18 protein-coding genes are annotated in these 19,387 nt (G+C 70.9%); 12 read left to right on the top strand and 6 right to left on the bottom strand.

Annotated features, from left to right (window positions below; all coding sequences use genetic code 11):
* Window positions 1-20: 20 nt before the first annotated feature.
* A complete protein-coding gene (locus ACYSUO_RS07660; RefSeq protein WP_461775265.1) occupies window positions 21-1,352 on the bottom strand; it encodes a CitMHS family transporter in 1,332 nt (443 codons plus the stop codon).
* A gap of 153 nt (window positions 1,353-1,505) precedes the next feature.
* On the opposite strand from ACYSUO_RS07660, the gene ACYSUO_RS07655 reads away from it, so the two are divergent.
* The 3 genes from ACYSUO_RS07655 to ACYSUO_RS07645 all read left to right on the top strand — a co-directional run bounded on the left by ACYSUO_RS07655 (window position 1,506) and on the right by ACYSUO_RS07645 (window position 4,710).
* Entirely contained in the window at window positions 1,506-2,426 is a 921-nt protein-coding gene (locus ACYSUO_RS07655) for a LysR family transcriptional regulator (protein WP_461775264.1), read from the top strand.
* Between the two features lie 141 nt (window positions 2,427-2,567).
* Window positions 2,568-3,788 carry a CaiB/BaiF CoA transferase family protein gene (locus tag ACYSUO_RS07650; RefSeq protein WP_461775263.1) on the top strand — a complete coding sequence of 407 codons (1,221 nt, stop codon included), beginning with the start codon at window positions 2,568-2,570 and terminating at the stop codon, window positions 3,786-3,788.
* Window positions 3,778-4,710, top strand: a complete 933-nt coding sequence (locus tag ACYSUO_RS07645; protein WP_461775262.1) for an HpcH/HpaI aldolase/citrate lyase family protein — start codon at window positions 3,778-3,780, stop codon at window positions 4,708-4,710. The genes ACYSUO_RS07650 and ACYSUO_RS07645 overlap by 11 nt, the downstream gene beginning before the upstream one ends.
* Before the next feature lie 15 nt (window positions 4,711-4,725).
* On the opposite strand, the gene surE is transcribed toward ACYSUO_RS07645, so the two are convergent.
* Window positions 4,726-5,697: a 5'/3'-nucleotidase SurE gene (gene surE / locus ACYSUO_RS07640; RefSeq protein WP_461775261.1), complete on the bottom strand. Its 972-nt coding sequence runs from the start codon at window positions 5,695-5,697 to the stop codon at window positions 4,726-4,728.
* 162 nt (window positions 5,698-5,859) lie between these two features.
* On the opposite strand from surE, the gene ACYSUO_RS07635 reads away from it, so the two are divergent.
* From ACYSUO_RS07635 to ACYSUO_RS07600, 8 genes are read left to right on the top strand one after another with little or no spacing between them, the layout of a single operon-like run.
* Window positions 5,860-6,675: an enoyl-CoA hydratase/isomerase family protein gene (locus ACYSUO_RS07635; protein WP_461775260.1), complete on the top strand. Its 816-nt coding sequence runs from the start codon at window positions 5,860-5,862 to the stop codon at window positions 6,673-6,675.
* Window positions 6,676-6,678: 3 nt separating this feature from the next.
* Window positions 6,679-7,710, top strand: coding sequence for an acyl-CoA dehydrogenase family protein (locus ACYSUO_RS07630; RefSeq protein WP_461775259.1), 1,032 nt, complete (start codon window positions 6,679-6,681; stop codon window positions 7,708-7,710).
* Complete coding sequence (locus ACYSUO_RS07625; RefSeq protein WP_461775258.1) at window positions 7,707-8,858, top strand: acyl-CoA dehydrogenase family protein; 1,152 nt, start codon at window positions 7,707-7,709, stop codon at window positions 8,856-8,858. The genes ACYSUO_RS07630 and ACYSUO_RS07625 overlap by 4 nt, the downstream gene beginning before the upstream one ends.
* A gap of 49 nt (window positions 8,859-8,907) precedes the next feature.
* Entirely contained in the window at window positions 8,908-10,494 is a 1,587-nt protein-coding gene (locus ACYSUO_RS07620) for a FadD3 family acyl-CoA ligase (protein ID WP_461775257.1), read from the top strand.
* Window positions 10,491-11,684, top strand: a complete 1,194-nt coding sequence (locus ACYSUO_RS07615; RefSeq protein ID WP_461775256.1) for a CaiB/BaiF CoA transferase family protein — start codon at window positions 10,491-10,493, stop codon at window positions 11,682-11,684. The genes ACYSUO_RS07620 and ACYSUO_RS07615 overlap by 4 nt, the downstream gene beginning before the upstream one ends.
* Entirely contained in the window at window positions 11,674-12,825 is a 1,152-nt protein-coding gene (locus tag ACYSUO_RS07610; protein ID WP_461775255.1) for a thiolase family protein, read from the top strand. Before ACYSUO_RS07615 ends, ACYSUO_RS07610 begins: the two co-directional genes overlap by 11 nt.
* A 15-nt stretch (window positions 12,826-12,840) precedes the next feature.
* Complete coding sequence (locus tag ACYSUO_RS07605; RefSeq protein ID WP_461775254.1) at window positions 12,841-13,989, top strand: acyl-CoA dehydrogenase family protein; 1,149 nt, start codon at window positions 12,841-12,843, stop codon at window positions 13,987-13,989.
* Between the two features lie 21 nt (window positions 13,990-14,010).
* A complete protein-coding gene (locus ACYSUO_RS07600) occupies window positions 14,011-14,793 on the top strand; it encodes an SDR family NAD(P)-dependent oxidoreductase (protein WP_461775253.1) in 783 nt (260 codons plus the stop codon).
* 27 nt (window positions 14,794-14,820) lie between these two features.
* Here the strand turns inward: ACYSUO_RS07600 and ACYSUO_RS07595 are convergent, their stop codons facing one another.
* The 4 genes from ACYSUO_RS07595 to ACYSUO_RS07580 are packed head-to-tail and all read right to left on the bottom strand — an operon-like array spanning window position 14,821 to window position 18,785.
* Window positions 14,821-15,237, bottom strand: coding sequence for a hypothetical protein (locus ACYSUO_RS07595; RefSeq protein ID WP_461775252.1), 417 nt, complete (start codon window positions 15,235-15,237; stop codon window positions 14,821-14,823).
* Window positions 15,234-15,962: an ABC transporter ATP-binding protein gene (locus ACYSUO_RS07590; RefSeq protein ID WP_461775251.1), complete on the bottom strand. Its 729-nt coding sequence runs from the start codon at window positions 15,960-15,962 to the stop codon at window positions 15,234-15,236. The genes ACYSUO_RS07595 and ACYSUO_RS07590 overlap by 4 nt, the downstream gene beginning before the upstream one ends.
* 5 nt (window positions 15,963-15,967) lie before the next feature.
* Window positions 15,968-16,678, bottom strand: coding sequence for an ABC transporter ATP-binding protein (locus ACYSUO_RS07585; protein WP_461775250.1), 711 nt, complete (start codon window positions 16,676-16,678; stop codon window positions 15,968-15,970).
* Entirely contained in the window at window positions 16,659-18,785 is a 2,127-nt protein-coding gene (locus tag ACYSUO_RS07580) for a branched-chain amino acid ABC transporter permease (protein ID WP_461775249.1), read from the bottom strand. Before ACYSUO_RS07580 ends, ACYSUO_RS07585 begins: the two co-directional genes overlap by 20 nt.
* A 147-nt stretch (window positions 18,786-18,932) precedes the next feature.
* Between ACYSUO_RS07580 and ACYSUO_RS07575 the strand changes: the two genes are divergently transcribed.
* Window positions 18,933-19,385, top strand: coding sequence for a nuclear transport factor 2 family protein (locus ACYSUO_RS07575; RefSeq protein WP_461775248.1), 453 nt, complete (start codon window positions 18,933-18,935; stop codon window positions 19,383-19,385).
* The last annotated feature ends 2 nt before the right edge of the window (window positions 19,386-19,387 follow it).

Genomic DNA, 19,387 nt, shown 5'->3' with positions numbered 1-19,387 from the left:
GGACTCCTTGCCGTGGGTCGTCAGAGGGATATGGCCCCTGTGACGAGCGCCGCCGCCGTCATCACGAGCGTCGTGCCGAACGCCCACCGGAAGATGAAGCGCTGGTGCTCGCCGAGCTGGACGCCGCTCATGCTGACGAGGATGAACGTGGAGGCCGTGAGCGGGCTCAGCGGGAACCCGGTGGTCATCTGGCCGAGGATGGCAGCGCGTGCGATCTCCGCCTGGTCGGCGCCGAACCCGGACGCCGTGTGGGCGAGAACGGGCAACACACCGAAGTAGTAGGCGTCCGGGGTGAAGGCCAGGCTCAGCGGCATGCCGGTGACGGCGACGACAGGCGCGAGATGGCCGCCGAGGGACTCCGGCACGACGGAGACGAGCGCCTCGGCCATCTCGGAGATCATCTTGGTACCGGTGAGGACACCGGTGAAGACACCCGCCGCGAAGATCATCGTGGTGACCAGGACCACGCTTTTGGCGTGCTTCTCCAGGAGTGCCTGCTGCTGCTCCCAGCGCGGGTGGTTGACGACGAGTGCGAGGGCGAAGGCGACAGCGAACAGCACGGGCAGCGGCATGAGCTGCAGGACCAGCGCCACGATCAGGACGACGGTCAGCAGCGCGTTGAACACGGTGAGTGCGAGCGGCGGGCGAGTGGCCGCGGGCATCAGCGGGGTGCCGGGGCCATCACCGACGACGCGGGACGCCGCCTCCTCCTGCCGTTCCTCGCGCGGCGCCGGCACGGCGCCCAGGCGGCGGCGCTCCCTGCGGCCGATCCAGTACGCGGCCAGCAGTACCCACACGATCCCGCAGGCCATCGCGGGCAGCACCGGTGTGAAGACCTCCGAGCTGTCCAGCTTCAGCGCCGCCATGGCCCGGACCGTCGGCCCACCCCACGGGACCATGTTCATCACGCCCGCGCCGAGACACACCACACCGGTCAACACCAGCGGGCTCATTCCCAGGCGTTTGTAGACGGGCAGCAGCGCGGAGACCGTGATGAGGAAGGTGGACGCCCCGTCGCCGTCGAGTGCCACACACATGGTGAGAACCGCGGTGCCGACCGCGATCCGCGCCGGGTCGTTGCGGGCGAGCCGCAGGATGCCGTTGATCAGGGGGTCGAAGAGCCCAGCATCGACCATCAACGTGAAGTACAGGACGGCGAAGGCGATCATGATGCCGGTGGGCGCGACCGTGTTGAGCCCGTCGAGGATCATGTCGCCCATGTCCCCGGCGAATCCACCGGCGAGGGCCGCGAGGACCGGCAGCAGCACGAGGGCCACCAGGACGGAGACCCGTTTGGTCATGGTGAGCACGAGAAACAGGCCGATCGTGGTAAATCCCAGCGCTGCCAGCATGGTTGTCGCTCACCTTCTCGATCGGCTTGTTCTCGCCGATGAGTGTCGGAGCGGTGGCGTATCGGCGTCCAGCATCAAACCGAGATCTATCCATGCGGTTCCCGCATCAGTTTCCGTATCCATGGCGCCGACGGGCACGTAGGGTCCCTCGCCATGGACAGCACTCTGCGTCAACTCACGGCCTACGCCGCGGTGGCCCGTGCGGGCAGCTTCACCGCGGCCGCGACACACATGCGGGTCTCCCAGTCCTCGCTCAGCCGCGCGGTGGCTGACCTGGAGCGGCAGTTGGGCGCCCGGCTCCTCGAACGCGACACCCGCAATGTGGAGCTGACCGCGGCGGGGGGCGAGGCACTGCGGATAGCCGAGCAGATAGTGAACGCGCACCGGTCCGGCATGAAGGAGCTGGAGCGCTTTCTGCTCGGCGAGTCGGGCACGGTCGCCGTGGCCACCCTGCCGTCCGTCGCCGCGGTGCTGCTGCCGCGGGTGATCCTCGACTTCCGGCGGCAGCGGCCCCAGGTGGCGGTGCAGCTCATGGACGGTCTTGAGCAGTCCGTGCTGAGCCGGGTGCTGTCCGGCGACGCCGACTTCGCGATCACCACCGGCGAGCCGTCCGGGCAGTTGGAACACCGGCCGCTGGTGCGCGACCGGTTCGTGGCGGTGCTGCCGCAAGAGCATCCGCTGTCCGAGCGCGACGAGGTCACGTGGGACGACCTGGCCCGCGAGCCGTTCCTCGCGGTCGGCCCGGACTCCAGCGTGCGCCGCCTCACCGACGCCGCGTTCGCCCAGATCGGCGCGGGACATGCGCCGGCCGCGGAGGCGGGCAATGTGGCCACCGTCGGCGGGCTCGTCGCGGCAGGCCTCGGGGTGACTGCGATGCCCGCGCTGGTGCTGCCACTCCTGGGCACGGGACCCTTCGTGCACCGGCCGCTGGCCGAGCCGACCGTGCACCGACGCCTCGACATCGCCGTGCGCGCCCACCGTCCGCTCCCCCGCGCGGCCGACCGGTTCCTGGAGACCTTGCAGGAGTTCCGGGCCCGGCGCCACGAACTGCCGCCTGGTGTCACATGGGCCTGACCCCGCTCTCCCCTTCCCGCTCCGACTCATGCGTAGAACGCAAGGATTGATCACTCTTTAATGCTGGACGCTCATGCCGACAGGTAGGCAGGCTGAGGTGTGCCGTAATCGAACGCGCACAGCGGGGAGTTGGGACACACCGTGGTGACTGTCAAGGATCAGGGAGCCGGCGGCCGGGGCCAGTTGCGAGGCCTCAAGGTGGTCGAGTTCGCACATGTGGTGGCGGGCCCGCTGGCCGGTTCCATGCTCGCCGACCAGGGTGCCGACGTGGTGCACGTGGAGCCACCGGGTGCCGGTGACGCGGCGCGGGCCATGGGGCCGAAGAAGGACGGGCAGCCGCTCTGGTTCAAGGTCGCCGGGCGCAACAAGCGGTCCGTGACGCTGGATCTGCATCAGGAGTCGGGGCGTGAGCTCGCCCAGCGGCTCGTCGCGTGGGCGGACGTCGTCATCGTCACGCTACGGAACGGCCGGCTCCGTTCCTGGGGCCTGGACTGGGAGTCCGTGCACCGCGTCAACCCGAAGGCCGTGCTGCTGCAGATCTCCGGCTTCGGCGCCACCTCGTCCCGCGCCGACGAACCGGGATTCGGCAAGGTCGGCGAGGCCCGCAGCGGCGTGGTGCACCTGACCGGCTTCGCCGACACCCCGCCGGTGCACACCGGCTTCTCCCACGGCGACGCCGTGACCGGTCTCATGGGTGCCTATGCGGTACTGGCCGCCCTGCACCGCCGCGACAACGACCCGGACTTCGACGGCGAGTGGATCGACCTCGCCCTGTTCGAGCCCCTCTTCCGGCTCGTCGAGTGGCAGGTCATCGTGCACGACCAGCTGGGTACGGTGCCGCAGCGCACCGGCAACCAGTTGGCGGTCGCGCCGGCCGCCGTCATCAACACGTACCAGTCGCGGGACGGCGAATGGATCACGGTGACATCGGCCACCCTCCGCTCGGTCCGCAACGTCGCCGTGCTGCTCGGCCACGACGAGGCCGACTTCGCCACCACGGAGCAGCAGTTCGCGGGGCGGGCCGAGTTGGACGCGGGCCTGAGGGCGTGGGTGGCCGAGCGCACGGCCGCGGAGTGTCTGGAGGCATTCGCGCGGGCCGAGGTCGTCGCGTCACGGGTGTTCAGCGCCGCCGACATCGCCGCGGACCCCGTGTACGCCGAGCGCGAGGACATCGTCACGGTCGACGACGCCGACCTCGGTCCCGTACGGATGCAGTCGGTCATCCCGCACTTCCGGCAGCGGCCGGGAGCGGTGTGGCGGACCGGGCCCTCGCTCGGGCAGGACAACGCACTCGTCTACCGGGAGTGGCTCGGCCTCTGCGAGGAAGAACTCACGGATCTGGAGAAGCACGGTGTCGTCTGAGTTGTCGTCCGCCTCCTGTGCGCACACGAACCGTCCCCCGCTGCGCTCCCTGCTGTTCGTGCCCGGTAACAAGACCACGGCCTGGCTGCCCAAGGCCCGGTCGGCCGGCGCCGATGCCGTCGTCCTCGACCTGGAGGACGCCGTCCCCGAGGCCGACCGGGCGGCAGCCGTGCGCCAGGTGACCGAGGCGCTCGCCCGGCGGGCCGCCGATGCCTCCGACGGCGCCGGCCCGGCACTGTTCGTCCGCGTCAGGCCGCTGGACGGCTGGGCGGCGGCCGAGGAGCTGCGTACGGTGTGCGGCCCGGGTCTGAGCGGGATCGTGGTGCCCAAGGTGTCGGGGCCGGATGACGTCCGCCACGCCGACCGGCTGCTCGGGTGGTGCGAACGCGAACGACGGCTTCGACAGGGCCAGTTGGCCCTTGTGCCGCTGCTGGAGACGGCTGCTGCTCTCCGGGACACCTATGGATGCGCGACCGCCGCCACCGCCCGCGTCGCCTACCTCGGCGCGATCACGGGAGCGGGCGGCGACGTCGAGCGCGCCGTGGGCTACCGCTGGAGTCCCGCAGGGCACGAGACGCACGCCCTGCGTGCGCGGGTGCTGCTCGACGTACGAGCGGCGGGAGCGCCGCACCCGGTGGCCGGGCTGTGGACGCGGATCGGAGACCTCGACGGCTTGCGTGCCTTCGCCGAGCAGAACCGGGCGCTCGGCTATACGGGGATGATGGCCATCCACCCGTCCCATGTCCCGGTCATCAACGAGGTGTTCGCTCCGTCCCCCGATGAACTCGACCGCGCGGCACGGCTGATCGCCGCCATGGAGAAGGCCCAGGCGGACAGCGTGGGCGCGGTGACATTCGAGGGTGAGATGGTCGACGAGGCGATGGCGGCGACGGCGCGGGCCTTGCTGGCCCGGTACGCCTGAGAGCGCTCCTGCACGTCACCGCATCCCCCGCGCCAGCCCACGTAGCCACCCCTCCGTCCCGCCGTCGACGTCATGGTCGTCCTGTAGCGCGGACACGCTCACGTGGTCGTCCGCGATTGCCTTGATGTCGCTGCCCGCGTCGGCGGAGGTGTCGACGGCGCCGTAGCCCATCGTGTAGGTGCCGGGGCTACCCGGCTTGCCGTTGTCCGGGGTGAAGTCCGGGACGAGGAAGGCGCCGCCCTGGACGGTGGTGGGTTCGGTGCCCTTCGGGGTGGCGAGGCGGGGATCGCCCGTGGTGGGGTCCGTGGGGCCTTCGACGAGTGGGTAGTTGATGTTGAGGCCGATACCGCGGGGCATCAGGCGGCCGTCGTCCCGCGCCCGTGCCTTCAGCCGCTCGATCAGGTCGACGACGTAGGAGGCCGCGGGGCGCGCCGCGAGGCGAGTGCCCGCCGGCCAGTCCGGCTGAGTCTCCAGGCTCATCGCGAGGGCGGGGACGCCGAATTCGACGCCGGTCAGGGCCGCGTTGACGGTCCCGGAGTGGTTGACGAGGGCGCCGAAGTTGAAGCCGGGGTTGATGCCGGAGACGATCAGGTCGGGCTTGCCGTGCGGGAAGAGCTCGTCCATGCCGAAGTACACGCTGTCGGAAGGCGAACCGGGCGTCACGGTCCACACGTCCTTCTCGGGCTCGGCCACCTGGAGCTTCTGGCCCCGGCTCGACACGCGACCGCCCTGACCGCTCTGGTCGGTTCCGGGAGCGGCCACGACCACGTGGTGTCCGGCGGCGCGCAGCGCGTCGCGCAAGGCGACGATGTACGGCGTGTCCGCGCCGCCCGGTCCGCGCCAGCCGTCGTCGTTCGTGAGCAGGATGTTCAGGGGTCTTGATGCCTCGGGACCGGATTCGGGCGCCGCCCCCGCCGGGCCCATGACGAACCCCGTGGCGGCGACCACGGCGACACACGCAGCCGCACGTACAGAACGCTTCATCATCCGTGAGAGCCCTTCATCAGGCCGGAGGGGACATTACGAGAATCCCATTTACGCATAGCGGTAAGGTGATTGACACCTACTCGACGTGCCCATAGCGTGAATCGGCGCGCAGGCCGCAACCGAGCCCAGCCCAGTCCAGTCCAGTCCGGCCGAGGAGGTTCCGTGGGTTCCACCGGCGATGAGACATCCCCCGTCCTGACCGTGACCGCCGAGAAGGACGTTCGTGTCGTCACGCTCAACCGACCCGATCAACTCAACGGCGTGTCCGCCGAGTTGCACCGACGGCTCGCCGAGGTCTGGGACGAGATCGCCGCGGACGGCGACGCGCGGGCCGTGGTGCTCACCGGTGCCGGGCGGGCGTTCAGCGCCGGTGGCGACTTCGAGCATCTGCTGCGCCACACGAGCGACGCCGAGCTGCGGGAGCGTTCCATCCGGCTCGACCGGGCTATCCAGACGGCGATGATCCGATTCCCGCTTCCGGTGGTCGCCGCCGTCAACGGGCCCGCCGTGGGCCTCGGCTGTTCGCTCGCGCTCGGCTGCGATCTCGTGCTGATGGCCGATGACGCGTACCTCGCCGACCCGCATGTGTCGGTCGGTCTGGTCGCCGGGGACGGCGGTGTCACCCTGTGGCCGCTGCTGACGAGCCTGCTGCGCGCCAAGGAGTACCTGTTCACCGGGGACCGTATCCCTGCCGACAAGGCGGTGGAGTTCGGGCTCGCCAATCGCGTCGCACCGGCCGCCGAACTCACCGAGCAGGCCATGGCGTTGGCGCACCGGCTCGCCGCCCAGCCGCCGCAGGCGCTGCGCGCGACGAAGGCGGCCCTCGCCGTGGTCGTGGAACAGATGTCCCGCGGTGGCATGGAGGCGGCCCTCATGGCCGAGCAGGCCACCATGACCAGCCCCGACTACCTGCGGATCGTCACCGCGCTCGCCGAGCGGGGCGCGAAGAGCGACTCTCGCGGCGACCGGAAGGAGTGAGCCGTGCGGGCGGAGGAGTTCCGGCTGGTCCGTGAGGCACTGGGGGCCTTCGTCGCCGACCACCGGTGCACGTCGGCCGAGCCCACGACAGCGCAGCGGGACGCCGCGCAGAAGGCGCTCGAGGGGCTCGGTCTCGTCGAACTGCGAAGGGAGGAGAGGCCGTTGGCGAGTGCGCAGGAGTGTGCGCTGCTCGCGGAGGATTTCGGGCGGCAGCCGATGACGGCCTCGTTCCTGGGGACCGTACTGCTGGCTCCCGAGGTGCTGCGGCTGATCAGAGCGGGCGGCGACCACATGGCACACGAGGGCACACCCACCGTCGCGCTCGGACATGATCTGCGGTTCGGCGGCGGGGCAAGTGACGGCACGTACCGCGCCTGGGACGCCGAGGGAGCCGACCGGGCCCTGTACGTCGCCGTCGACGGGACCGTGCGTTCCTTCGCGGTCGGCGATCCGGCACCCGGTACCGATCTGCTGCGGGTCGTGCGCGAGGCCCACGACGACACCTCATCCCCCGTCGGACGACTCGGTGACGAGGGCGTGCGCGCCTGGCAGGCCTGGGCCCTGGTCATGGTGAGCAGTGAACTCGTGGGCGCGGCATCGTCGTTCGTCGAGCAGAGTGTCGCCTACGCGCACGACCGCGTTCAGTACGGGCGGCCCATCGGCTCCCGTCAGGCGGTGCAGCATCTGCTCGCCGACGCCACCGTCGCCGTCGAGGCGTGCGCCGGCGCGACCCGCTACGCCGCCTGGTGCCTCGACCATGCTGGAGCGGACGCGGCGCTGACCGCCGCCCGTGTCGCCAAGGCCGAGGTGGACGTGTCCGCCCTGGAGGCGGTGTACGCGGGGATGCAGGTGTTCGGTGGGATCGCGCAGACCTGGGAGCACATCGCGCATCTGTATCTGCGTCGGGTCCGCGTCGGCGCCACGGTCCTGACCAGCACCGCCGAGCTGCTGTCCGCCCTCGCCCTGCCGCCGTCGCCGCCGCATCACCCTTCGTCGCGACAGCCGTCGTCGTCCGAGCCCACGGAGGCGTCGTGACCCACCAAGATCTGCCGCTGGACTTCGGTGACCCGGCGGGCCTCGCGCAGCTGCGTGGCGAGCTGCGTGCCTGGCTCGCCGAGCACCCGCTGCCCGAACGCCGCCCGGACGAGGAGCCGGCGCGGTTCCTGCACCGCTGGCACCGCATGCTGCACTCGGGCGGCTGGGTGGGGCTCGATGTGCCCGAGGAGTACGGCGGCCGGGGCCTGACCGCGCTGCATCAGGTGGCGGTCAGCGACGAACTGGGCGCCTGCCGGGCTCCGGGCGTGCCGCGCATCGGTTATCTCGCCCACGCGCTGCTGGAGTTCGCCTCGCACGAGCAGCGGGCCGGGCTGTTGCCCAGGATGCTCGCCGGGGACGACGTGTGGTGCCAGGGGTTCAGCGAGCCGGGCGCGGGATCGGACCTCGCGGGCATGACGACGTACGCGCGCAGGAGCGAGGACGGGCGACATTACACCGTCAATGGGCAGAAGCTGTGGACCAGTTACGCCCAGTACTCCGACTACTGTCTGCTGCTCGCCCGCACCGACCGCGAGGCACCCGCTCACACCTCGATCACCGCGTTCGCGCTCCCGCTCGACCGGGCCGGCGTGACCGTACGCCCTCTCAGGGCGGCCAATGGGGACGACGAGTTCTGCGAGCTGTTCCTCGACGACGTACGCATCGAGGCCGCCGAGACGATCGGCGCTGAGGGCGACGGCTGGCGCCTCGCGATGACCACGGTGAACTACGAGCGCAACGCGCTCGACACCGGCCATCTCTCCAAGTACGGGCTGCTGTTGGAACGGCTCCGTCAGGAGCTGCGCGACCGGGATGGCGCCCTTCCCGACGGGCTCGTGTCGGCGGTGGGGCGGTGCGTCGTCGACTACCAGGTACTCGTCGCGCATGCCCGGCGCCGCACCGCGGAACGCCTCGCGGGCGGCGCGGCCGGGCCCGAGTCGTCGATCGACAAGCTGCTGATGACGCGCGCCGAGCAGCGCCTGTACGAGACCGCGCTGCAGGTCCTGCCGGACGAGCTGCACACCGAGGGCGGCGCCGTGTACGGCGAGTACTTGTACGCGCGTGCCGCGTCGGTGTACGGCGGCACCGCCCAGATCCAGCGGAACATCATCGCCAAGCGGCTGCTGCGGCTGCCGTCGGCCTCATGAGCCCTGAAGCACGCGAGCACTGACGCCCGACGCCACGAACGGAGCCGTGATGCGTTACGACCAGGAGTACTTGAGCATCCCGAACGTCGTCCGCCGGGCAGCCGCACAGTACGGCGACGCGCTCGCCCTCGTGGACGGCACCACTCGCTGGAGCTTCCGCGAGCTGGAGCGGCGGACGACGAGGGCGGTGCGCGCCGCGCTCGCCCTCGGTGTCTCCCCCGGCGACCGGGTCGGCATCTGCGCCCCGAACTGCGCCGAGTGGATCGTGGCCGCGCTGGCCGTCCAGGGCGCGGGCGGCATCGTCGTCCCCCTCAACACCCGCTTCAAGGCCGCCGAACTCGCCTACATCCTACGGAAGTCAGGGGCGAAGGTGCTGTTCGCCTCCCCGTTCCTCGACACCGACTACGTAGCGGATCTGCGCAAGCACGAACCCGAGTTGGCCGCCTTGCGCACCACCGTGTCCTTGCGCGCGGAGCCCGGCGACGCGGACCTGGGATGGGAGGACTTCCTCGCCAAGGGTGACACCGTCACCGAGAGCGCGGCACACACGTCCATCGACCAGATCTCGCCCGACACCGTCTCCGACATCATGTTCACCTCCGGGACGACGGGCCACCCCAAGGGCGTGGCGCTCACGCACGGCCAGTCGCTGCGCGCATACGGCTGGATGGCCGAGCAGTACACCTTCCGCCCCGGGGACGCCTTCCTCGTCGTGCCGCCCTTCTTCCACTGCTTCGGCTACAAGGCGGGCTGGCTCGCCTCGTTCCTGCACGGCGTGACCGTGGTCCCCATGGCGATGTTCGACGCGGGCCGGGCGCTGGAACTCATCGAGCGGGAGCGCATCTCCATCATGCTGGGCCCGCCGACGATCTTCCAGGACCTGATCGCCGCCCCGGATCGTTCCCGACACGACACCTCGTCCCTGCGGATCTCCATGACGGGCGGCGCCACCATCCCCGAGCAGCTGATCCACGCGATGAAGGACGAGTTGTCGTTCGACATCGTGATGAGCGCCTACGGACTCACCGAGGCCTCCGCCCTCGTCACCACGACACGCCTCGGCGACGGCCCGGCGATCGTGGCCCGCACCAACGGCCGCCGCATCCCCGACGTGGACGTGCGGATCGCCGACGACACCGGCACATCCATGCCGGCCGGCGACACGGGCGAGATCCAGGTGCGCGGCTACACCGTCACCAGCGGCTACTGGGACGAACCGGAGGCCACGGCCGCCGCGATCGACGCGGAGGGCTGGCTGCACACCGGTGACATCGGCAGCCTGGACGCCGAGGGCAATCTTGCGGTCGTCGACCGCAAGAAGGACATGTTCATCGTCGGCGGCTTCAACGCCTACCCGGCCGAGATCGAACGTCTACTGCTCGGCTACGGTCCGGTCGCCGAGGCCGCCGTCATCGGCGTGCCCGACGAGCGCCTCGGCGAGGTCGGGTGTGCGTACCTGGTACTCAAGCCGGGCGAGACGACCACGGCGGCGGACGTAACCGCCTGGGCGCGTGCCAACATGGCCAACTTCAAGGTGCCGCGGCACGTCCGCTTCGTGGACCGGCTCCCGCGCAACGCCAGCAGGAAGGTCCTCAAGCACGACCTGCGGGCCTCGTACCAGGAGCACGACGCGTGACGGGGCCGCTGGCCGGTGTCACCGTCGTGTCGGTCGAGCAGGCGGTCTCGGCTCCTCTGTGCACGCGGGCCCTCGCCGACCTGGGCGCCCGTGTCATCAAGGTGGAGGCGCCCGGCGGTGACTTCACCCGCTATTACGACGACGTGGTGCACGGTCTCGCCGCGCACTTCGTGTGGGTCAACCGGGGCAAGGAGTCCCTGGCCCTCGACCTGAAGTCGGCGCACGGCGCACACCTCCTGCACCGACTCCTCGACCGCGCCGACGTCTTCGTGTCCAACCTCGCTCCGGGCTCCGCCGCCAAACTCGGCTTCTCCGCTAGCGATTTGTCTGCCCGCCATCCCGATCTCATCACCATGGAGATCGACGGCTACGGCCCCGGCGGCCCGCTCTCCCACAAACGCGCGTACGACCTCCTCGTCCAGGCGGAGGCGGGCGCGTGCGCGATCACCGGGATGCCGGGCGCACCCGCGAAACCGGGCCCGCCGATGGCCGACGTGTGCACCGGCCTGTACGCGGCGCTGTCCATCACCGCGCTGCTCGCGGAACGCGGACGCGGCACCGGACGGTCGCAGGGTCCCGCCGCAGTCTCGGTGAGCATGTTCGACACGATGACCGAGCTGATGGGGTACGCGCTGACGTACACCCGGCACACCGGCGTCGACCAACAGCCGGTGGGTATGGGCTCCCCCGCCGTCGCCCCCTACGGCGCGTACGCCACCGCCGACGGCCACACGGTGGTGCTCGGCACGACCAATGACCGCGAGTGGCAGCGCTACGCCCGTGAACTCCTCGAACGTCCCGACCTGGCCGAGGATCCCGGGCTCGCCACGACGGCCGACCGGGTCGCTGCCCGCGAGCGCCTCGACGCGGAGATCGCCGGCTGGTGCGCCGCGCATACCCTGCACGACATCCAGACGGCCGCCGACGCGGCGGGCATCGGCAACGCCAAGCTCAACACCCCCAGCGAGGTCCTCACCCACCCGCAGCACACGACACGCGACCGCTGGCGCGAGATCGACACACCCGGCGGCCGCACCGTGGCGCCGCTGCCGCCTCCGGTCTTCGAGGGCCGTCCTCCGGCCCCCATGGGGAACGTACCGGCGCTCGGTGAGCACACGGAGGCGATCCTCCGGGAACTGGGCATCAAGGGCGGAGAGCTGACGAGGGAAAGGGTGAACAGTGACACATGACCGTCGTGAAGCAGTGATCGTGGAGGCCGTCCGCACCCCCGTCGGCAAGCGGAACGGTTCGCTCGCCGAGGTTCATCCCGCCGACCTGTCCGCGCACATACTGAACGCGCTCGTCGCCCGTACCGGCATCGACCCCGCCGACATCGAGGACGTGATCTGGGGGTGCGTAGGACAGATCGGCGACCAGTCGGGGAACATCGGGCGCTACGCGTTGCTCGCAGCGGGCTGGCCGGAGACGGTTCCCGCGACGACGGTCAACCGGGCGTGCGGCTCCGGTCAGCAGGCCCTCGACTTCGCGGCGCAGGCCGTGCTGTCGGGCCAGTACGACATGGTGGTGGCGGGCGGCGTCGAGGTGATGAGCAAGGTGCCGCTGGGCGCCGCGCGGGCCGGCGGGACACCGTGGTCGCAGAGCGTTCTGGAGCGCTACGACCACTTCACCTTCAACCAGGGCGAGTCGGCGGAGCGGATCGCCCGCAAGTGGGGCTTCTCGCGGCACCAGCTGGACGAATACGCCTCCCGGTCACACGAGTTGGCGGCGGCAGCACAGGACTCGGGTGCGTTCGACGCTCAGCTCGCTCCACTCCCCGGCAACCCGCTCTCGGCGGACGAGGGAGTCCGCCGCGGCACCACGCCCGACACGCTCGCCAAGCTGAAGCCGTCCTTCGACCCGAACGGTGTGATCCACGCGGGCAACGCCTCGCAGATCTCCGACGGCGCCGCCGCCCTCCTGGTCACCACGCCGGAGCGGGCCCGCGAGCTCGGTCTCACCCCACTGGTGCGCTACCGGGCGGGCGCGGTCACCGGCGCCGATCCGGTGCTGATGCTGACGGGCCCGATCCCGGCGACCGTGCAGGTACTCACGCGCGCCGGGCTCCGCCTATCCGACGTCGGCGCCTACGAGGTCAACGAGGCCTTCGCGCCCGTTCCGCTGGCGTGGCTCGCCGAGACCGGCGCCGATCAGGCCCGGCTCAACCCGCTCGGCGGCGCGATCGCCCTCGGCCACCCGCTCGGCGCGTCCGGCGCGGTCCTGATGACACGCCTGATCCACCACATGCGGGACCGGGGCATCCGCCACGGACTGCAGACGATGTGCGAGGGCGGCGGCACGGCGAACGCCACCGTCGTCGAACTCATTGAATAATTGAAGGAGTTGAGGGTGCGCCGAGACATCTACACCGCCGACCACGAGGCGTTCCGGGAGCTGGTACGGGACTTCGTCGCACGCGAGGTGGTCCCTGCCTACGAGGAGTGGGAACAGGCCGGCCGAATGCCGCGCCGCATCTTCGAACAGCTCGGGGACATCGGTGTGATGGGCCTGGCGATCCCGGAGGTGTACGGCGGGGCGGGCGCGGACGACTACCGCTACAACGCGATCCTCCAGGAGGAGGCGTCCCGCGCCCTGGTCACGCTGGGCACGGTCCGCACTCAACTCGACGTGATCCTCCCCTACTTCCTCGCCTACGCGAACAAGGAGCAGCGCGAGCGCTGGTTCCCGGGGCTGGCCGCGGGACGCCTCCTCACGGCGGTCGCCATGACGGAGCCCGGTACCGGTTCCGACCTCGCGGGGATCCGCACCACGGCGGTGCGGGACGGCGACGACTACGTGCTCAACGGCGCCAAGACGTTCATCACGGGCGGCCTGCTCGCCGACCTAGTGATCGTCGTGGCCCGCACGGCGACGGACCCGGACAACCGCCGCGCCGGCCTCACCCTCCTGGTCGTCGAGGACGGTATGCCCGGCTTCACCAAGGGCCGCGAACTCGACAAGATCGGCATCCGTGTGCAGGACACGGTGGAGCTGGCCTTCGACGACGTACGCGTCCCGGTGGCGAACCGGCTCGGCGAGGAGGGCGAGGCGTTCTCGTACCTGGGCCGCAATCTGCCGCAGGAGCGGATGACGGTGGCGGTCGGCTCGGTCGCCCAGTCCCGCGCGGCCCTTGACACCACCCTCGCGTACGCGAAGGACCGCAAGGTCTTCGGGAACGTACTGGCCTCGTTCCAAAACACGAAGTTCGAGCTCGCGGCGGTGTCCACCGAGGTGGAGGCGGCACAGGCAATGCTCGACCGGGCGGTGGCCGAACTGGTGGAGGGCCGACTGTCGGGAGCGGACGCGGCGCGGGTGAAGCTCTTCTGCACGGAGGTGCAGGCCCGGTGTGTGGACCGCTGCCTTCAACTCTTCGGCGGCTACGGATATATACGCGAGTACCCGATAGCCCGGCTGTACGCGGACGCGCGGATCACGCGGATCTACGCGGGGACCAGCGAGGTCATGAAGGTGATCGTCGCGAAGTCGCTGGGCCTGTGAGTCTCTGAAGGAGATGTCGAGTTGACGGACTACGAACAGGACTTCGACGCCCGCAAGGGCGCCGCGCTCGTCGCGGGCGGCACCGGCGGCATCGGTTCGGCAATCGTGCGCACACTGGCCCGGCGCGGCAGCACGGTGATGTTCACGTACCGCTCGAACGAGGTGGCGGCCGCGGAACTCGCCGCGGAGCTGCGCGCGGACGGCTCCCAGGTGGAGGCCGTCCGGGCGGATCTGTCGGACGAGGAGGAGGCGGCGTCGGCGATCAGCACGACTGTCGGCCGGTTCGGCGCCCTGCACACGCTGGTGTACGCGGCGGGCCCGCATGTCCCGATGGTGCACCTGAGCAAGGTCCCGCCGTCCCAGTACCGCCACCAGCTGCACGCCGACACCCTGGCCTTCTACAACCTGGTCCACCCGGCACTCGACGCCCTCCGCGCGACCGCCGGCAGCGTCGTCGCGGTCACCACCGCGGCCACCCACCGCTACCCCGTCCGCGACGGCCTGTCCTCCGGCACGAAGAGCGCGGTCGAGGCGGTGGTCCGCGCGCTCGCGGCCGAAGAGGGCCGCTACGGGGTCCGCTTCAACTGCGTGGGCCCCGGCATGCTCACCGACGGCATCGCCGCCCGCCTCATCGAAGACGGCGAGCTCGACGACGCCGCCCTCCAGGTGACCCGCCGCAACATCCCGCTGCGCCGCTTCGGCAGCGCGCGGGACATCGCGGAGGCAGTGGCGTTCCTCGCCTCGGACCGGGCCGGGTTCATCACGGGCCAGCACCTGGCGGTGGACGGCGGCTACACCGTCTGACGATGCTGGCGCCGGGGCCTCGGCCGGTCACGGACGCGGGCCCACCTCGGCGCCGTCAACGGCGAGCCGCTCCACCTCGACCTCGCGCGGGGTGTCGTCCGTGATCCGGTCCCCCATCGCCGACAGGTCGTACGACTGCCGGGCCAGCCAGAAGCGCAGGAATCCGGTGAGCGAATAGCGCAGGTACACCACGCCGCCCACCACCGCGCACACCACACCGGCCAGGCCGATGGCGATCGCGTCGCGCTGGGCGAGGGGGTCCTCGGTGGCGTGGGCGAGGGGGAAGGCGAGAGCGCCCAGGACGAGGCCGAGAATCAGCAGGGCGCCGCCCGCCCGCAGCCACAGTCCATTGCGGGCGGTGGCCGGATCGGGGATCTTCAGCGCGGCGAGGTCCCGGACGAAGCGGTCGGCGCGGGCTGGGGTGTGGTCGGGCTGAGCGGTCATGCGGCGCTCCCGAGGTAGTAGGAGGACAGTTCGGCGTGCAGCGAGCTGTCGGGGCGGCCCTGCCACTGGACGCCGCCGCGTACGACGACGGCCGCGTGATCGGCGATCTTGAGGACGGCGGTGGCGAACTGCTCGACCACCAGAACCGCCACGCCCTGGCGGGCCAACTCCGCTACGTGTTCGTACAGTTCACCGACCACCAACGGCGCAAGGCCCATGGACAGTTCGTCCAGGAGGAGGACCGCCGGGTCGGTGGCGAGGCCGCGGGCCAGGGCGAGCATCTGCTGTTCGCCGCCGGAGAGGGTGCCCGCCGCCTGGCGTGCGCGTTCACCGAGGACCGGGAAGCGGGCGTACGCGATGTCCTCGATCTCCGCGCGGTCGCGGCCGGTGAAGGTCATCATGCGGAGGTTGTCGCGCACGGTGAGATTGGGGAAGATTCCGCGCCCCTCCGGGATGAGGCAGACCCCAGCCCTGGCCAGGTCGCGCGGGTGCGCGCCGGTGACCTCGCGCCCGCCGAGCAGCAGGCGTCCGGCACTGGGGCGGTGGGCGCCGGCGGCGACGTTGAGGGTGGTGGTCTTTCCGGCGCCGTTGGGTCCGAGGAGCGCGACGACCTGGCCCGCCGCCACCGTCAGGTCGACGCCGTGCAGCACGGTGATGCGGTCGTAGGCGGCGCACACCCCCTGGAGTTCCAGCAGGGGCGGCGGAGTGGACATGGGTGCGGGCATGGTGCTCAAGCCTCCCCCAGATAGGCGGCCAGGACCGTCCGGTCCTGCTGGATGTCCGCGGGCGGGCCGCAGGCGACGATCTTGCCGAGGTCGAGGACGTAGACCTGGTCGCAGACGCTCATGACCAGGCCCATGTCGTGTTCGACGAGGACGACTGCGCAGCCCTCGGCGGCGACGTCACGCAGCAAGTCTGCGAAGCGGCGGGTCTCGTCGGCGTCCTGCCCCGCGGCGGGTTCGTCGAGGAGGAGGACGCGGGGCCGTCCGGCGAGGGCTCGACCGACCTCCAGGAGGCGGGCGGCGCCGGTGGGCAGCGCGTCGGCGGCGGTGTCGGCTTCGGCGGACAGTCCGATGCGTTCCAGGATTCCGTCGGCGATGGGTCCCGACTCGCTTCCACGGGAGCCGAGTTCGGCGGCGACGAGCAGATTGTCACGGACGGTGAGCCGTCCGAAGAGTTCCAGGCGTTGGAAGGTGCGGGCCATGCCGCGCCTCGCCCGCTGGGCGGGGGTGGCGCGGGTGATGTCGTGCCCGTCGAGGGTGACCACCCCTGACTGGGGCCTGCGCAGTCCGGAGACGACGTCGAACAGGGTCGATTTGCCTGCCCCGTTGGGCCCGATCAGGCCGGTGATGCGGCCGGGCTCCGCCTCGAATCCTGCCTCGTCCAGGGCCCGATTGCCGCCGAAGACGACGGTGACTCCGTCAGCTCGTAGCGATGCCACGCGCGATCACCTCCCGGTCCTTGTGCCGCCAGGGCCGGCGGATCCCCCACCACTCGACGGGGTCCGGGTCGGGCGCGAGGCGACCGGGATCCTCGGACTGCCGCGCCGTCGCCCACATCCGCAGCGCGGTCGCCGACACGATCGCCGTGACAAGGAACAGAGGGCCGCCAACCAGGCCGGTCGCGTACAGCGCCCAGAGGAGGGCCAGCACGGCCCCGGTCACCGGGAACAACCGCCGGTCTCGTACCAGGAACGCCCATTCGCCACGCATGCGGGGCACGATCCCGCCGGGGCTGTGCGCGAGGCCCATTCCGGCGAGCGCGATGAGGAGCGTCGACGCATCGTGCGCCCAGTCCCCGAAGTAGCCGAGCAGTTGCGGCGGGGCCACGTAGGCGATGCCGGTGAACAGGCCGGTGCCGACCGCGCCCAGGCCGCCGATGACGGCGATCAGGAAGACTGGCAGGTTCGCCACGAGGTTGAACTGCTCTGCGGTCACCGTGCGTTGGACCATTCCGTACAGTGCTCCGCCGAGTCCGGCGAGGGCGGCGGACAGCGCGAACACGGCGACCTTCGCGCCGAGCGGCCGCCCGCCGAGCGTCGCGTAGGCGGCCTCGCTGTCGCGCAGCGCGATGAGCGCGCGGCCGAACCTGCCGCGGCGCAGCCAGGCGACGGCGAGCGAGGACAGGGCGAGCAAGACGGCGGAGAACAGCAGGAGTTCGCGTTCCGAGGTCAGCTGCCAGCCCAGCAGGTTCGGGCCGTGCACCTCCACGGAGCCCTGGTCGAACAGAGCGATGCGGACACCGAGGAGCTCGAAAGACGGCAGGGTGAACACCCACCGGTCGAGGACCACCGCGAACGCCGCCGTGCCCAGGGCCAGATAGATGCCGGACAGCCGCAGCGCGGGCACGGCGATGAGCGCTCCGACCGCGGCGGCGACGAGCACCGCCACCGGCAGCGCCCACAACTGCCCCTGTCCGCCCAGGTGTCCCCACACGATCGCCCCGATCCCGGCGATGCTGAGCTGGCACAGCGAGATCTGCCCCGCGTATCCCGCCAGCGGCACGTACGAGAGCGCGACGATACCGAGCGCGAACAGCGGCCCGTACGAGATGAGTCCCTCGCTGTCGAGGACGGTCACCAAAAACCCGGCGAACAGCAGCACACTCCCGGCGAAGACGAGCGTTCCGCGCACGGTCGGCAACGGCACCTGGACGAGGCGGCGTTCACGGCCGCGCAGACGCCGGTGCGGGAACACGATCAGTGCGAGGAACAACAGCAGCGCCGGCGCGGCGAGGCGCAGTCCCGGCAGGTAGTCGTTCTGCGGGAGGTAGCCGGTGAGGAAGCTCTCCAGGCAGCCGACGACGAACGCGCCGAGGAAGGTGAGCGGCAGGCTGCGCAGGCGGCCGAAGACGGCGGCGGTGTACGCGGAGACGATGAGCAGGGAGAGCTGCTGGGCGTCGAGGGCGACGGTCGGCGCGATCAGAATGCCGCCGATCGCGGCGAGTTGGGTGCCGAGCACCCAGGCGAGGCGGGCGGCGCGCTGTGGCGACGCCCCGGCGAGCCCGGCGAGCGCGCGATCGTCGACGCAGGCCCGCATCTCCGTGCCGGCGCGGGTACGGCCGAGCAGGAACCACAATCCCAGGGCGACGAGCACGGCCACCGCGAGGGTGAGCGCCTGGTGCCAGGTGACGGTGGCGGGACCGAGGTCGATCGCCGGCCGGTCGGCGAAGAAGGGACGCAGCGGGCGGGCGACGCTGGGGTCCCAGATCCAGCGGGCCAGCGAGATGCACCCGGTGAGCAGGGCCACGGCCATCACGAGCCGTTCCGCCTCCCCGAGCGACTGCACGGGGCGCATCAGAACCCGCTCGACGAGCAGCCCGAATCCGGGGGCCAGGACGAGGAGTACGAAGGCCAGCGCGAGCGGCACCGGCCAGCCCCAGCCGAAGGCCAACTGCCAGTAGGCGAAGGCGGAGAGCATGCCGGCGGCACCGTGCGCGAAATTGAAGACTCCGGCGGTCGTGTACGTCAGGACGAGCCCGCTACCGACGATGGCGTAGATCGCGGCGGTGGTCAGTCCGACGACGCCGAAGGTGAGGAACTGTTCCACGACTTTTCCTCCCCGGCCCTCTCCATTGGCTGGGCCTAGGGGTGGAAACTAGCTTCTCACTGAAGGAGAATCAACCATCCGGACACGAGATCGTACATGTCCGCCCGACCCACTCCGCGTACCGAACGAGGAAGGACGGCATCCCCGTTGACCGCAGAGCACACACCCACAGGCGCCAGTCGCAGGTACGACGACCTCGCCGACATTCAGCAGCTGCTTGCTCGCTACGCGGTGGCGATGACCCAGGGCGACACCGACCGTGTCCTGGCCGTCTTCACCCCGGACGGCAGCTACAGCGCGTTCGGTGACACCTACCCGCTGGACGACTTCCCGGAGCTGATCGCGGCGGCCCCGCAGGGCCTGTTCATGACGGGCACGCCGGTCGTGGAGTTCGCCGAGGACGGCCGCAGCGCCACCGGAACCCAGCCCCTGTGCTTCGTAGAGCACGCGCGCCACGACATGCGCATCGGCTATTACAACGACACCTATCGCCGCACCCCGGACGGCTGGCGGCTGCACACGCGCGCCATGACGTTCATCCGCCGCAGCGGCGCCCACGACTCGGGCCGTCCGCACGCCTTCGAGCGGACGCGGACGTGATC

This window comes from Streptomyces sp. UC4497, assembly GCF_054871485.1.
This window is presented reverse-complemented; position numbering and strand designations above follow the sequence as displayed.